13 protein-coding genes are annotated in these 14,297 nt (G+C 50.3%); 6 read left to right on the top strand and 7 right to left on the bottom strand.

The annotated features are described in order from the left end of the window. Positions 1-38 precede the first annotated feature (38 nt). Positions 39-563 carry a DUF721 domain-containing protein gene (locus JC793_RS14420; protein ID WP_218426495.1) on the bottom strand — a complete coding sequence of 175 codons (525 nt, stop codon included), beginning with the start codon at positions 561-563 and terminating at the stop codon, positions 39-41. 3 nt (positions 564-566) lie between these two features. Between JC793_RS14420 and secM the strand changes: the two genes are divergently transcribed. The 3 genes from secM to mutT all read left to right on the top strand — a co-directional run bounded on the left by secM (position 567) and on the right by mutT (position 4,398). Beyond that, complete coding sequence (secM, locus tag JC793_RS14415) at positions 567-1,109, top strand: secA translation cis-regulator SecM (protein WP_218428458.1); 543 nt, start codon at positions 567-569, stop codon at positions 1,107-1,109. Positions 1,110-1,202: 93 nt separating this feature from the next. Beyond that, positions 1,203-3,914, top strand: a complete 2,712-nt coding sequence (secA, locus tag JC793_RS14410; RefSeq protein WP_166708340.1) for a preprotein translocase subunit SecA — start codon at positions 1,203-1,205, stop codon at positions 3,912-3,914. 91 nt (positions 3,915-4,005) lie between these two features. After that, the gene (gene mutT / locus JC793_RS14405) at positions 4,006-4,398 is read left to right on the top strand and encodes an 8-oxo-dGTP diphosphatase MutT (RefSeq protein WP_046894615.1); all 393 of its coding nucleotides are present in this window, start codon (positions 4,006-4,008) and stop codon (positions 4,396-4,398) included. Positions 4,399-4,452: 54 nt separating this feature from the next. Here mutT and yacG read toward each other — a convergent pair whose 3' ends face one another. The 6 genes from yacG to ppdD all read right to left on the bottom strand — a co-directional run bounded on the left by yacG (position 4,453) and on the right by ppdD (position 9,352). Beyond that, positions 4,453-4,659, bottom strand: coding sequence for a DNA gyrase inhibitor YacG (gene yacG / locus JC793_RS14400; RefSeq protein WP_046894492.1), 207 nt, complete (start codon positions 4,657-4,659; stop codon positions 4,453-4,455). 13 nt (positions 4,660-4,672) lie between these two features. Then, a complete protein-coding gene (gene zapD, locus JC793_RS14395; protein WP_166708339.1) occupies positions 4,673-5,425 on the bottom strand; it encodes a cell division protein ZapD in 753 nt (250 codons plus the stop codon). Next, the gene (gene coaE / locus JC793_RS14390) at positions 5,422-6,039 is read right to left on the bottom strand and encodes a dephospho-CoA kinase (protein WP_166708338.1); all 618 of its coding nucleotides are present in this window, start codon (positions 6,037-6,039) and stop codon (positions 5,422-5,424) included. The genes zapD and coaE overlap by 4 nt, the downstream gene beginning before the upstream one ends. A gap of 278 nt (positions 6,040-6,317) precedes the next feature. Continuing rightward, entirely contained in the window at positions 6,318-7,379 is a 1,062-nt protein-coding gene (locus JC793_RS14385; RefSeq protein WP_247717263.1) for a type II secretion system F family protein, read from the bottom strand. Positions 7,380-7,406: 27 nt separating this feature from the next. Then, positions 7,407-8,906 (bottom strand): ATPase, T2SS/T4P/T4SS family, encoded by a 1,500-nt coding sequence (locus JC793_RS14380; RefSeq protein WP_218426494.1) that lies wholly within the window; start codon positions 8,904-8,906, stop codon positions 7,407-7,409. Between the two features lie 26 nt (positions 8,907-8,932). After that, complete coding sequence (gene ppdD, locus JC793_RS14375) at positions 8,933-9,352, bottom strand: prepilin peptidase-dependent pilin (RefSeq protein WP_166708335.1); 420 nt, start codon at positions 9,350-9,352, stop codon at positions 8,933-8,935. A gap of 281 nt (positions 9,353-9,633) precedes the next feature. Here ppdD and ampD point away from each other — a divergent pair, with 281 nt between their 5' ends. The 3 genes from ampD (at position 9,634) to aceE (ending at position 14,288) form a co-directional block, all read left to right on the top strand. Then, a complete protein-coding gene (gene ampD, locus JC793_RS14370; protein ID WP_166708334.1) occupies positions 9,634-10,194 on the top strand; it encodes a 1,6-anhydro-N-acetylmuramyl-L-alanine amidase AmpD in 561 nt (186 codons plus the stop codon). A 488-nt stretch (positions 10,195-10,682) separates the two neighbouring features. Beyond that, the gene (pdhR, locus tag JC793_RS14365) at positions 10,683-11,447 is read left to right on the top strand and encodes a pyruvate dehydrogenase complex transcriptional repressor PdhR (RefSeq protein WP_025152795.1); all 765 of its coding nucleotides are present in this window, start codon (positions 10,683-10,685) and stop codon (positions 11,445-11,447) included. A gap of 177 nt (positions 11,448-11,624) precedes the next feature. Next, positions 11,625-14,288, top strand: coding sequence for a pyruvate dehydrogenase (acetyl-transferring), homodimeric type (aceE, locus tag JC793_RS14360; RefSeq protein ID WP_046894485.1), 2,664 nt, complete (start codon positions 11,625-11,627; stop codon positions 14,286-14,288). Positions 14,289-14,297 lie beyond the last annotated feature (9 nt).

Genomic DNA, 14,297 nt, shown 5'->3' with positions numbered 1-14,297 from the left:
TCTCCTGTCACTGACGCTGTTTACCAAATAGCGTCTGCTTAATCTGCTGCACTGGTACTCTCTCCGGCCAGTGCAGCCAATTTCTCCAGTTTCTTCCTCAGTTTTTCCGGACTTCTCTGCGCCAGCGCTTTCAGCTCATTGGCACTTTCCGTACTCAGTTTCCGTCCCGGCTCTGCTGTTTTTTGTCCTCTGACATCTGAATTGCTGTTTTTATCATCACCCGATCGCCCGGTTGACGATGATTTCATCAATGACGGGTTGATTTTGATGTCGATGGCCGATAATGATGGTAAAATCTCCCGGCGCAATGCGGAACGCAGCGCAGGAAGTTCATAACGCAGGCGGGTCATCTGTGCCGCATTAGAGACTTCCAGAATTAACAGTTGTTTGCGATAATTAGCCACACGGCAGTGCGGTTTGAGCATCGCGGGCAGCAGCGCCAGAACGGCGCGGTTGAGTTTAAGTAACACGACAGCACGCTGCTGAATACTTTTAAGGGTATTATTATCCTTAGTTCCGCTTTCCAGCAGACTTTCAAGGGAAACTGGCTGACTGTCGCGCATCACATATACTCCGGATCTCGTGAGGGAAACACTATTTTAAATCTTTGGCGGCAATTTGGCAGGCGTTATTTCTGGTGCCATCTCTTTATCGGGATTGTGGCGACCGGCTTTGGCCTGCCTGCAGTCCTGAACAGTGGTGATGTTACCACAGCCGGTGCCGGGACAACACAAAACCGCCAGAGTCAGGCATTATCCGCCTTTGACAGCCTGTTCCTGCAAAGCAGCCAGCCGGCGAGAACCTCACAGAATATAAATTACTGGCAGCAGCATGCTGTCCGTAATGTTATCCGCCAGATTTCCTTTGCATTTTCCTGCCCGGAAGATGCGTCAAAAGATAATACCCCGGCAGAAGACCGGCATGATGCCTCCGCACAAAATATGCTGGCGGCACTGTATGCCATTCTGACCGATTCCCCGGCACTGCCTGTTTATCATCCGGTTGTTATGCCGCAGCGCATTGCCGCAGATAACCCGTCTCCGTCTTTTTCTGTTCAGTGGATTGCCCGCACCGGCGGCATCCGTGCAGGCCCCGTACAATCTGCGTAATATCTGCGTAATATCTGCGTAATCCCCTAAAAGAAATTATTAACATATTGATTATTAACAAGGCCTGATTGTGCCTGAACAGAGACGTTTACTATGCTGGTAAAATTACTGACCAAAATCTTCGGCAGCCGGAATGACCGTACTTTACGCCGCCTGCGCAAATCCGTGGAAATTATCAACCGGATGGAACCTGAGTTCGAAAAACTCAGTGATGATGAATTAAAAGCCAAAACACAGGAATTCCGTGATCGCCTGGCAAAAGGTGAATCCGAGCAGGATATCTTACCGGAAGCATTTGCCACGGTGCGTGAAGCCAGTAAGCGTGTATTCGGCATGCGCCACTTTGATGTCCAGCTGATTGGCGGTATGGTGCTGAACGAACGCTGCATCGCCGAGATGCGTACGGGTGAGGGTAAAACGCTGACCGCGACACTGCCTGCCTACCTCAATGCCCTGTCCGGCAAAGGGGTTCACGTGGTGACAGTGAACGACTACCTCGCTCAGCGTGACGCCGAAAACAACCGTCCGCTGTTTGAATTCCTCGGTCTGACTGTCGGCATCAACCTGCCGGGCATGCCTGCACCGGCAAAACGCGAAGCGTATGCAGCTGATATCACCTACGGTACTAACAACGAATACGGTTTTGACTATCTGCGTGACAACATGGCGTTCAGCCCGGAAGAGCGTGTACAGCGTAAGCTGAACTATGCGCTGGTGGATGAGGTCGACTCCATCTTAATCGATGAAGCCCGTACCCCGCTGATTATCTCCGGTCCGGCAGAAGACAGCTCTGAGCTGTATATGAAAGTGGATAAACTGATCCCGCGCCTGATTCGTCAGGAAAAAGATGATTCCGATACCTTCAAAGGTGAAGGTCACTTCTCTGTGGATGAAAAATCCCGCCAGGTCACACTGACCGAGCGCGGCCTGGTGCTGGTGGAAGAGCTGCTGTCTGAGGCCGGTCTGATGAATGAAGGTGAATCACTGTACTCACCATCAAATATCATGCTGATGCATCACGTCATGGCGGGTCTGCGTGCGCACTCTCTGTTTGTCCGCGATGTGGATTATATCGTCAGCGAAGGTGAGGTCATCATCGTCGATGAACACACCGGCCGTACTATGCAGGGCCGCCGCTGGTCTGATGGTCTGCATCAGGCAGTGGAAGCCAAAGAAGGTGTGGAAATCCAGAATGAAAACCAGACACTGGCTTCCATCACATTCCAGAACTACTTCCGTTTATACACCAAACTGGCCGGGATGACCGGTACAGCGGATACGGAAGCTTTTGAATTCAGTTCAATTTATAAACTCGATACCATTGTTATCCCGACTAACCGTCCGATGATCCGTAAAGATTTACCGGATCTGGTCTATATGACAGAAGCTGATAAATTCAATGCCATCATTGAAGATATCCGTGAGCGTACCGCAGCCGGACAACCGGTGCTGGTGGGTACTATCTCTATCGAGAAGTCAGAACTTATCTCCAACGCACTGAAAAAAGCCAAAATTGAGCACAGTGTACTGAATGCCAAATTCCACGCCATGGAAGCGGATATCGTTGAACAGGCCGGTCGTTCAGGTCATGTGACTATCGCTACCAACATGGCGGGTCGTGGTACGGATATCGTGCTGGGCGGCAGCTTACAGGCAGATCTGGCCGCGCTGGATGAACCGACAGAAGAGAACATTGCTGCGGCGAAAGCCGCATGGCAGGAACGTCATGATGCCGTTCTGGCGGCAGGCGGTCTGCATATCATCGGTACCGAGCGCCATGAATCCCGCCGTATCGATAACCAGTTACGCGGTCGTTCAGGCCGTCAGGGTGATGCGGGTTCTTCCCGTTTCTACCTGTCTATGGAAGATGCACTGATGCGTATTTTCGCATCTGACCGTGTTACCGGCATGATGCGCAAACTGGGTATGAAAGAGGGTGAGGCGATTGAGCATCCGTGGGTGACCAAAGCGATTGCCAACGCACAGCGTAAAGTGGAAAGCCGCAACTTCGATATCCGTAAGCAACTGCTGGAATATGATGATGTGGCAAACGACCAGCGCCGCGCTATCTACACCCAGCGTAATGATCTGCTGGATAACGGCGATATCAGTGAAACTATCGACAGCATCCGTGGTGATGTCTTCACAACGGTTATCGATGCGCATATTCCGCCGCAGTCTCTGGAAGAAATGTGGGATATCCCGGGCCTGGAAAAACGTCTGGAACAGGATTTCGATTTACATCTGCCAATCAAAGAGTGGCTGGATAAAGAACCTGAGCTGCACGAAGAAACCCTGCGTGAGCGTATCCTCGATAAAGCGGTTGAGGTTTACAAAGCCAAAGAAGAGATTGTCGGCGCTGAAATGATGCGTCACTTCGAGAAAGGCGTGATGCTGCAGACGCTGGATACACTGTGGAAAGAGCATCTGGCAGCGATGGATTATCTGCGTCAGGGTATCCACCTGCGTGGTTACGCACAAAAAGATCCGAAGCAGGAATACAAGCGTGAGTCTTTTTCCATGTTTGCTAACATGCTGGAAGGCCTGAAATATGAAGTGGTCAGCACCATTTCCAAAGTTCAGGTCCGCATGCCGGAAGAAGTTGAAGCACTGGAGCAGCGCCGCCGCGAGGAAGCTGAACGTCTGGCACAGCGCCAGCAGCTCAGCCATGAAAATGACAATGCTGCGCTGATGACCAAAACGGAAGCGGAAATCGCATCCGGTGTCCGCAAAGTCGGCCGTAATGATCCGTGCCCTTGTGGTTCCGGCAAGAAATACAAACAGTGCCACGGTGCACTGAAATAATCAGTCCTGACAGACGATTAGCATAAAAAGCAAAAAGGCGGGGTCACTTCAAACCCCGCCTTTCTTCTGTAAATAAAACGGACAGAACATGATGGAAAAAAAACACTTACGTATTGCCGCCGGCGTTATCCGTAATGCAGAAGGCGATATCTTTATTGCTCAGCGCCCGGCTGAATCTCATATGGGCGGTTACTGGGAGTTTCCCGGCGGTAAACTGGAAGCCGGAGAGTCACCGGAACAGGCGCTGGTACGGGAGCTGGAAGAAGAACTGGGTATTGTGGCTGTGCCCGGTGAGCTGTTACAGACGGCAGAGCATGAGTTTCCGGATCGCCTGATCACCATTTATTTCTTCCTGGTGGAAGAGTGGCAGAACGCGCCTTACGGCCGAGAAGGCCAGCCGTCACGCTGGGTAAAACAAACAGCACTGATCGCAGAGGAGTTTCCGCCGGTCAACCGCGGGATTGTGGCATTACTGACGGAATAAGATTCAGATATACGGATGCGGCTGTTTTTGTTCAGCCGCTGTCCGGTAAGTTAATCAGTACGGTGAACTGTCTTCCGGTTCACTCCAGGCTTCACTGTCAGAAAGGTCACTCCGGCTGGCAATCCGTTTTTCTTCCGCAGCCCACTCCCCGAGATCAATTAACTGACAACGTTTACTGCAAAACGGGCGGTACGGGCTTTCCGTCCCCCAGACAACTTCTTTTTTGCAATTCGGACAGTTAACGATAATAGCTTCTGACATAGCATCCTCCCTGCTAACAACAGGCAATTTCAAACGGTAAAGTAGCGGGTATTATACCGTGTTCGCTGTCAGTATGCAGGAAGCGTATGGCAAAACGTGTTTTGTGGCCGGAAACCTGCGGGTAAATCTGGCAATCAACCGGCAGACGCAGACGCAGTAAATCCGCACCTTCCGCATTATCCTGATAAAAGCCGTTATGGCTTTCGGCTGCGGCAAAAGGCGCGGACTGGCGCAGCAGCGTCAGCAGGCTGCTGAGTGCATTATTCAGCGGCTGCAAACCTGCAATCCAGGCGGCCTGCGTGTTATCACGCACACTCTGCGGCAGATTCAGCCACAGGTGGAGGTAAGGCAGATCAAAACCGCAGCAACCACCGGGAATACTCAGCCGCTGGCGGACAATGCTGATAATTTTATCGTCTTTCAGGTGCTGGGCGATGCGGGGGGCTTTACTCAGTTCTGCCGCTTTCTGTTTCAGTTCGTCTGAAAATCCGCGGATCAGGGCCTGGTCGGCGTTAGGCGCTTCAGCCCACATTGCCAGTTTCTTTTGCTGTTTTTCCAGCTCTTTTAAAATTTCTGAACGGACTTCACCGCGATCAATCACTTCGATAAATTCGGCGACAGCCCGGAAAAATGCCAGGCTTGACGGCAGAGAGTCGAGCGGGGACAGAGTGCTCATTTGCTGAAGTGATGTTTCAATACGCAGCCATGAACGGGTTCGTTCGTTTAATGGATGTTCAAAAGTAACAGACTGACGGATTTCGCTCATGGGTGTTCCTGTTTTGGCTGACGGGCCAACGCTGTATAATGTTCGTGCAGTGCAAGGACGCGGGGCATCAGCGGCTCATCGTTATCATGATTGGTCAGAATATCATCGGCAACGGAAAGACGTTGTTCACGGGATGCCTGCGCCCGGAGAATATTTTCGGCATGCTCTCCGGAAACGCCGTCACGGCGCATGGTACGGGCTATTTGTTCGTGCGGATAAACATCCACAACCAGTACGCGATCTGCCAGGGGAGCAAGGTTATTTTCAACCAGCAGAGGAACCACCCAAAGGGCATAAGGGGCTGTTACATTGTTAAGCTGCCGCCGGGTTTCCTGATGGATAAGCGGATGCAGTAACTGATTGAGCCATGCTTTTTCCTCCGGGTCTGCGAAGATTTCCCGGCGCAGCGCAGCTCTGTCCAGAGTGCCGTCTGCGGTCAGAATCCGCGGGCCGAAGTGCTCAGCAATAGCCTGCAATGCCGGTGTTCCCGGTTCAACCACCTGACGGGCGATAATATCCGCATCTGTTACAGGGACCCCGAGACGGGCAAACATATCCGCAACGGTACTTTTCCCGCTGCCGATACCCCCGGTTAACGCAACAATATAAGCCATTGTATTCCTGTATTGATCGAAACAACGGGTAAATTGTACCTGATGAAATTAATTTCTCCTATGGCAAATAAGCAGTGAATACAGAGATATTTCACAGGTTTGAATTTTTTATTCAGATACTTTACAGAATGAATAGTTATCAGACCAAAATTTCACCGAGCCGGAATAAAGGTAAATACATTGCAATTAATAAAATGGCGACGAGAATTGACAGGAAGGTAAACAGTAATGGCTGGAGTATTTTAAAAAAATCCTGAATTTGATTTAAGGCGAAAGATTTAAACCATTCTGCGGTATAGGAAAAAAAAGTGTCCGAATTGCCCTGTAGCCTCACCGGTGGCAATCAGTTCATAACATAATGAAGGAAATAATTTCGATTCCTTAATTGATTGGCTGAATGATTTCCCGTGAAGCAATTCTTCCCTGATTGTGCTTAAAGCCTCTCTGTATAACGGATGTGAAGTCGTCATAATAAGTGTATTAATACCCGAAATAAGTGTGATGCCCGATTGTTGTGTCATTGCCAGCATCCGGAAAATACGGGACACATAACTGAAAATAATAATATTGCCGATAAACGGAATATGTAAAATACAGATTGATTCTGCTTTTTTAATACCCGTGTGTTTCCGGCGAAATATATGATAAATAAATGTAATTACTGTTATTGTGCTCATTACCGGAATTGTATACACGGAAATAATACCGGAAATCCTGATCAATTGTTGTGTCAGTGCCGGAAGTTCAGCATCGAATGATGCATATATTTGGGCGAATTCGGGAATTACAAACAGAAACATTAATGTGACCATCAGAGTGCTGGCAATTAACAATGCAACAGGATAGCGGACTGATTTGATTAATGCGGCCCGGTGTTCACGGCTGCTCTGAATATGTTGTGAAATAGTATGAAGACACTCCGGTAATTTACCGGTTTCCTCCCCGACCGTAATCATCTGGCAGTAAAAGGAATCAAATAAAGCAGGGAACTGCATTATCCCCTGAGTCAATGTTTTTCCCTGTTGCAGTTGTCCGGTAAGCGCGCGGATCACTTCTGTCCACAGCGGGTGGCTGCATTCACCGGCCAGCAGGGAAAGTGCTTTCAGCAGCGGTAGTCCTGATGTCAGTAAGGTTGTCAGCTGCTGTGTGAAATGCAGAAGGTAGTGTTTCTCTTTCTGTGAACAGACCAGCCGCTTGCGGCAGTGCAGTGAAACAGGTGTGATGCTCTGCGAAATCAGCTGATTAACAGCACTATTCTCTGAAGACGAAATAAGGATTCCGGTCACTACCCGGTTAACCGGTGTCAGACCGGACCAGTCATACAGCCGGTAAATTTGCATAGCATCACTCCTGTTGAGCAGCAGATGTCAGATATCCTGCATATGGTAAATCTCACTGAGTGTGGTTACCCCGGACTCTGCCAGTGCGACACCTGCGTCAAACAGTGAACCGGGCAATGCACCGGCGGCAGAAGACTGCGCCTGTTGCGGTGTCAGAAAGGCAAAACAGGCAGTTCGGCCGTAATAACCTGAAAAGCAGTGCTCACAGCCGTTTGCCTGCCACGGGGTGAACTGATGTGTTTTTCCGCTGCCCAGTATCACGTTTTCCGTTTCCTGTTTTTGTGTTTTACAGTGCGGACACAGCATGCGGACCAGACGCTGGGCAATGATCAGTTTGATGCAGGTTTTAATGAAATACTCGTCAATGCCCAGTTGCCGCAGCCGCGAAAAAGTATCTTCCGCGGAATTGGTATGCAGGGTGGATAATACCAGATGACCGGTATGAGCCGCTTTGACAGCCATTTCAGCCGTTGCTTTATCCCTGATTTCACCCACCATAATGACATCCGGGTCCTGGCGCAGCAGGGCGCGGAGAATGGCGGCGAAACCCAGTTCAATTTTCGGGTTTATCTGTGTCTGGGTGATCCCCCGCAGCGGAATTTCCACCGGGTCTTCAACGCTGCAGATATTCCGGTTGTTCTGATTCAGGTATTGCAGACAGCCGTAAAGTGTGGCGGTTTTACCGCTGCCGGTGGGGCCGGTCAGTAAAATAATACCGGTGGCACTGTTGAGGCCGTCATGTAATGTTTTCAGTTGCTGAGGTGTCAGTCCTGATTTTTCCAGCGCCAGATTCTGCGTGGTACTCAGCAGCCGGAGCACCACTTTTTCACCATAAATTGTGGGGAGTGTGGCGACACGGATCGCATAACGGGTGTTATTTTCCAGCCATTCAAACTGACCGTCCTGGGGTAACCGTTTTTCGGCAATATCGAGTCCGGCAATAATTTTGATGCGGATAATGATCTCTCCGCTGATTTCCGGCGGCGGAGAATTCAGTGTATGCAACTGCCCGTCGATTCTGACCCGTATCCGGTAGCCCTGCTGTGCCGGTTCGATATGGATATCGGATGCCCGCTTGGCAACAGCACCGGCAATCATCCGGTTAACAAAGCTGACCGCGGCGGATTGTTGTTCTGCCGGCCATGTGTCGGTATCCGGTGGCTGCCGGTGATTATCGGCAGGCGGAAGGGCGGGAGGCGGCGGTGCACCGGTATCCGCAGAAACCGGTACGTTTGTTTCCGGTGTTACGCCGGGGAAAAGTACCGGCTCCGGCAGTGAGGTATTCCGGCGGCAGTAAGCCAGTTTCTCACTGTGCCATAATTCAATATCCACCCGCTTACCGGCCAGAAAGCGGATAGCGGACACAACATCCCGGCGCGGCTGCTGTGCGGCTGCAACCCGGACCGCATCCGGATTACAGTCAATCAGCATCAGCTCGTTACGTTCACATAACGCATGAACTTCAGCCAGTAAGAGTTGTTCCTCCCCGCCGGTGCGGGTAACAGGGGAAAGTGTACCTGCTTGCATAATGAATTCCTTTTCATGTCGGTATGTTACTTAATGACGTCAATACAGATTTTTTTCAGTGCGTCTTCTTTCGTGTCACAGGCGGTTGTCCAGACAGTAATGCCGTTCAGCGGATTTCTTACCGGGGTTGTGCTGACTGTCAGCGCAGCCAGTGAACTGTTTCCCTGAACTGTCACAACACCGTTTTCCGCTTTAACCGATTTGATATAACGTCCCGGGGAACCGGCGGGAACGGAACCTTGTCCGCTGTTGCATCCGGCAAAAGAGGGGCTGTCAAAACTGCACAACTCCACACCGGTTTTAAACGCGGTGACAGTCCGCAGCACATCAATCAGTGCTGCTTTGCGGATATAGTTCTGATAGCCCGGAACCGCAATGGCACTGAGAACCGCCACAATGGCGATCACCACCATCACCTCGATTAATGTGAATCCGTGCTGATTCATACTGATGCTCCTTTTTGTGTCTGTGAACGGGGTACTTATTTAGCGTGATGCACTCTATTCAATGACGGATCGTCAAAAAAGAGAGGTATCCGGATTTCTCGGCACAGATGGAAAACTGCGGTGTAACAACTGAAAACGGCAGATTTTTTTTTCGGTCTGACACGCAGAAATCAGCTGAAAAAAATCAGCACTCCCCGGAGAGGGGGGAAGACACGTATACTGTGCGGCACAAAATGATATTGGTTATGTGATTCAATAACGGCTTTTGCTCAGGAGAACGAATGGATATTCAGGATGGCTGGCTGACCACAGCGCGCAGGGTTATCTCACCGCATCACGATACCCGGCCGGAAAACGTGACTCCCCGTTTACTGGTGATCCACAATATCAGCCTGCCGCCGGGGCAGTTCGGCGGTCCGTATATTGACCAGCTTTTTCAGGGGACGCTGGACCCTAATGCACATCCGTTTTTTGCAGAAATACAGGCGCTGCGGGTTTCTGCTCACTGTCTGATCCGCCGGACCGGGGAAATTGTGCAGTATGTGCCATTTGATGCAAGAGCCTGGCATGCGGGCGTTTCCTGCTATCAGGGGACAGAAAAGTGTAACGATTTTTCCGTCGGTATTGAGCTGGAAGGGACCGATACACAACCATTCACCGATGAACAGTACCGGGCACTGGCTTCTGTGACACAGACGCTTTTGATGCATTACCCGCAAATGAAAGGGCATATCACCGGACACAGTGATATCGCACCGGGACGCAAAACAGATCCCGGCCCTTGTTTCGACTGGAACCGATACAGGAATTCACTGAATCCGGCAGACATTCCGGCTGAATAAGCCGTAAAATTTCGCAGATCTGACTGAGGCGAAGTTTTCCTGTTTACCGGTTCCCTGCTAAAATTAGCATTCCGGTAACCTGTTACTGACTAAATGCATTTTATGGATACAGACGCAGCGGAGATAACCTGACGAGGCCGGGGCAAATCAGGGTGATAGTTATATGGCGCGGTAAAAATGCACAAATATTGATTGTATATTCATAAAAATGGTCACTGTAACGGTTCAGTTTGCGTATTTATCTGAATTTAAACGTTAAATTCTGTAACATTCACGATGCAGCATTTAAACGTATCAGTTATCAATTTATGCTAAAATTTAAAAAAAAATGTTAAAACTTGCTGGTTTTTATGATTTAGCTCAAGGTCTTTATAGACAGTTGGTGAATACTTTGTTACTTTAAGACCCTGTAAAAGAAATTGGTATTACCAATTGACTACAAAACCCATGAAGCAATATTTATCCATGTTGATGGTTCTGATACAAATATGGCTTACAGCAAAATCCGCCAACCAAAATTAGCCGACGTGATCGAACAGCGGCTTGAGCACTTAATCCTCGACGGCACATTAAGCCCGGGGGAAAAGCTGCCGCCTGAACGCGAGCTGGCCAAACAGTTCGATGTCTCACGTCCCTCACTGCGCGAAGCAATTCAAAAACTTGAAGCGAAAGGCTTTCTGCTGCGCAGACAAGGTGGCGGCACATTTGTACAGAGCAATCTCTGGCAAAGCTTCAGCGACCCGCTTGCCCAGCTGCTGGAAGGGCACCCCGAATCTCAGTTTGATCTGCTGGAAACCCGTCATGCCCTTGAGGGTATTGCTGCTTATTATGCGGCGCTGCGGGGAACCGAAGCGGATTTTGTCCGTATCACCAACAGTCATCAGGCGATAGCCGATGCCCGCGACGCCGGGGATGTGGAAGCAGAATCTCAGGCCGTACTGCAATATCAGCTTATTGTCACAGAAGCCGCACATAATGTGGTGCTGTTACATTTGCTGCGCTGTATGGTGCCGATGCTGGAAAAAAATATCCGGCAGAACTTTGAATTTTTATACACCCGGAAAGAGATGCTGGCGATGGTCAGCGAACACCGGGAACAGGTATTCCGGGCCATTATGAGCCGGTCGCCGGAGGCAGCGCGGGAGGCATCCCACCGCCATCTGGCATTCCTGGAAGACGTCCTGCTGGATATGAGCCGGGAGCACACCCGGCGGGAACGTTCACTGCGCCGTCTTCAGCAGTATACAGAATAAATCAGTAATGGTTTTGGGGCTTACAGATCCCTGAATGCTGCGTCTGTAAGCTGACCTATGCATCAGCGGCAATATATAGCCGGGCCTATCTTCACGTCGCCCGTCACCGTTAAGGCGGGATACGTGAAGATAGGCTCCGAATATCATTAGAAACAGATAAACTATAAGGAATACACCATGTCAGACATTTTGAACAATGACGTGGATCCGATCGAAACCCGCGACTGGCTACAGGCGATCGAATCGGTCATCCGTGAAGAAGGTGTTGAGCGTGCACAGTTCCTGATTGATCAGGTTCTGAATACTGCCCGTCAGGGTGGTGTGAGTGTTGCAGCAGGTGCTGCGGCCCGTAATTACATCAACACCATTCCTGTTGAGGATGAACCTGCCTACCCGGGCAACCTGGAGCTGGAGCGTCGTATCCGTTCTGCTATCCGCTGGAACGCTGTCATGATGGTTCTGCGCGCATCCAAGAAAGATCTGGATCTGGGCGGTCACATGGCGTCTTACCAGTCTGCGGCTACCATGTATGAAGTGTGCTTCAACCACTTCTTCCGTGCCCAGAACGAAAAAGACGGCGGTGATGTTATTTATTTCCAGGGCCACTTAAGCCCGGGCTACTACGCACGCGCATTCATGGAAGGTCGTCTGACCGAAGAGCAGCTGAACAATTTCCGTCAGGAAATCGGCGGCAAAGGTCTGCCTTCTTATCCGCACCCTAAACTGATGCCTAACTTCTGGCAGTTCCCGACCGTTTCTATGGGGCTGGGGCCGCTGGCTGCTATCTATCAGGCTAAATTCCTGAAATATCTGGAACACCGTGGTCTGAAAGATACCTCTGAGCAAACCGTTTATGCCTTCCTGGGTGATGGCGAGATGGATGAGCCGGAATCTAAAGGTGCAATCAATATCGCTGTCCGTGAAAACCTGGACAACCTGATCTTCGTTATCAACTGTAACCTGCAGCGCCTCGACGGCCCTGTAAACGGTAACGGTAAAATCGTTAACGAAATGGAAGGTATGTTCTCCGGTGCGGGCTGGCAGGTAATCAAAGTCATGTGGGGCGGCCGCTGGGATGAACTGCTGAAGAAAGATACCAGCGGTAAACTGATTCAGCTGATGAACGAAACCGTTGACGGCGACTATCAGACATTCAAATCCAAAGATGGTGCTTACGTTCGTGAACACTTCTTTAACCGTTATCCGGAAACCGCTGCATTAGTCAAAGACTGGACTGATGAGCAGATCTTCGCACTGAACCGCGGTGGTCACGATCCGAAGAAAATGTTCGCTGCACTGAAAAAAGCGCATGACACCAAAGGCAAACCAACCCTGATCCTGGCCCAGACCGTTAAAGGTTATGGTATGGGTGATACTGCTGAAGGTAAAAACATCGCTCACCAGGTTAAGAAAATGAACATGGAAGGCGTGCGCCATCTCCGTGATCGTTTCAACATCGATGTGGCTGATGATCAGCTGGAAAAACTGCCGTTCATCAAGTTTGACGAAAACTCTGAAGAGCAGAAATACATGATGGAACGCCGTGCGGCACTGCATGGTCCGGTTCCTTCACGCCGTTCTCACTTCGATGAGAAACTGGATATTCCTGCACTGAGCGATTTCAGCCAGTTACTGGAAGAGCAGAACAAAGAAATCTCCACCACTATCGCGTTTGTGCGTGCACTGAACGTGATGCTGAAAAACAAATCCATCAAAGAGCGTATTGTGCCAATCATCGCGGATGAAGCACGTACATTTGGTATGGAAGGTCTGTTCCGTCAGATCGGTATCTACAACTCCAAAGGTCAGCTGTATACCCCGCAGGACCGTGAGCAGGTTGCTTACTACCGTGAAGATGTGAAAGGTCAGATCCTGCAGGAAGGTATCAACGAACTGGGTGCGGGCGCATCCTGGCTGGCGGCTGCAACCTCTTACAGCACCAATAACCTGCCGATGATTCCGTTCTACATCTACTACTCAATGTTCGGTTTCCAGCGTATCGGTGACCTGATGTGGATGGCAGGCGACCAGCAGGCACGCGGCTTCCTGATCGGCGGTACTTCCGGCCGTACCACCCTGAACGGTGAAGGTCTGCAGCACGAAGATGGCCACAGCCATATTCAGTCTCTGACTATCCCTAACTGCCTGTCTTATGACCCGTCATTCGCGTACGAAGTTGCGGTCATCATGCAGGATGGTCTGGAGCGTATGTATGGTGAAGCGCAGGAAAACATTTACTACTACATCACCACACTGAACGAAAACTACCATATGCCTGCAATGCCGGAAGGTGTTGAGGAAGGTATCCGTAAAGGTATCTACAAACTGGAAACCCTGACCGGTGATAAAGGCAAGGTACAGTTACTGGGTTCAGGTGCGATTCTGCGTCACGTACGTGAAGCAGGTCAGATTCTGTCTTCTGAATACGGCATCAGCTCTGATATCTACAGCGTGACCTCGTTCACCGAGCTGGCACGTGAAGGTCAGGATTGTGATCGCTGGAACATGCTGCACCCGTCAGAAACCCCGCGCGTGCCTTACATCACTCAGGTGATGAACGATGCACCGGCTGTGGCATCCACAGACTGGATGAAACTGTTCGCAGAACAGGTTCGCGGTTATGTTCCTGCTGACCAGTACCGCGTACTGGGTACTGACGGTTACGGCCGTTCAGACAGCCGTGATAACCTGCGTCATCATTTCGAAATTGATGCTGGTTATGTTGTTGTTGCTGCTCTGGGTGAGCTGGCTAAACGTGGTGAAATTGACGTGAAAGTGGTTGAAGAAGCCATTAAGAAATTCAGCATCAACCCTGAAAAAGTTAACCCGCGTGTGGCATAAGAGGTAAAA

Origin of the sequence: Morganella morganii (assembly GCF_019242955.1) — a bacterium.
In the GTDB taxonomy this organism is placed as follows: Bacteria; Pseudomonadota; Gammaproteobacteria; order Enterobacterales; family Enterobacteriaceae; genus Morganella; species Morganella sibonii.
The sequence above is the reverse complement of the archived record's forward strand: the minus strand, read 5'-3'. Positions and strand labels throughout refer to the sequence as shown.

What these genes read in the sequence shown, in the direction of transcription:
- JC793_RS14420 (WP_218426495.1), bottom strand. Translation starts at nt 563, where the DNA reads ATGCGCGACAGTCAGCCAGTTTCCCTTGAAAGTCTGCTGGAAAGCGGA.
- secA (WP_166708340.1), top strand. Translation starts at nt 1,203, where the DNA reads ATGCTGGTAAAATTACTGACCAAAATCTTCGGCAGCCGGAATGACCGT.
- mutT (WP_046894615.1), top strand. Translation starts at nt 4,006, where the DNA reads ATGGAAAAAAAACACTTACGTATTGCCGCCGGCGTTATCCGTAATGCA.
- yacG (WP_046894492.1), bottom strand. Translation starts at nt 4,659, where the DNA reads ATGTCAGAAGCTATTATCGTTAACTGTCCGAATTGCAAAAAAGAAGTT.
- zapD (WP_166708339.1), bottom strand. Translation starts at nt 5,425, where the DNA reads ATGAGCGAAATCCGTCAGTCTGTTACTTTTGAACATCCATTAAACGAA.
- coaE (WP_166708338.1), bottom strand. Translation starts at nt 6,039, where the DNA reads ATGGCTTATATTGTTGCGTTAACCGGGGGTATCGGCAGCGGGAAAAGT.
- JC793_RS14385 (WP_247717263.1), bottom strand. Translation starts at nt 7,379, where the DNA reads ATGCAAATTTACCGGCTGTATGACTGGTCCGGTCTGACACCGGTTAAC.
- JC793_RS14380 (WP_218426494.1), bottom strand. Translation starts at nt 8,906, where the DNA reads ATGCAAGCAGGTACACTTTCCCCTGTTACCCGCACCGGCGGGGAGGAA.
- ppdD (WP_166708335.1), bottom strand. Translation starts at nt 9,352, where the DNA reads ATGAATCAGCACGGATTCACATTAATCGAGGTGATGGTGGTGATCGCC.
- ampD (WP_166708334.1), top strand. Translation starts at nt 9,634, where the DNA reads ATGGATATTCAGGATGGCTGGCTGACCACAGCGCGCAGGGTTATCTCA.
- pdhR (WP_025152795.1), top strand. Translation starts at nt 10,683, where the DNA reads ATGGCTTACAGCAAAATCCGCCAACCAAAATTAGCCGACGTGATCGAA.
- aceE (WP_046894485.1), top strand. Translation starts at nt 11,625, where the DNA reads ATGTCAGACATTTTGAACAATGACGTGGATCCGATCGAAACCCGCGAC.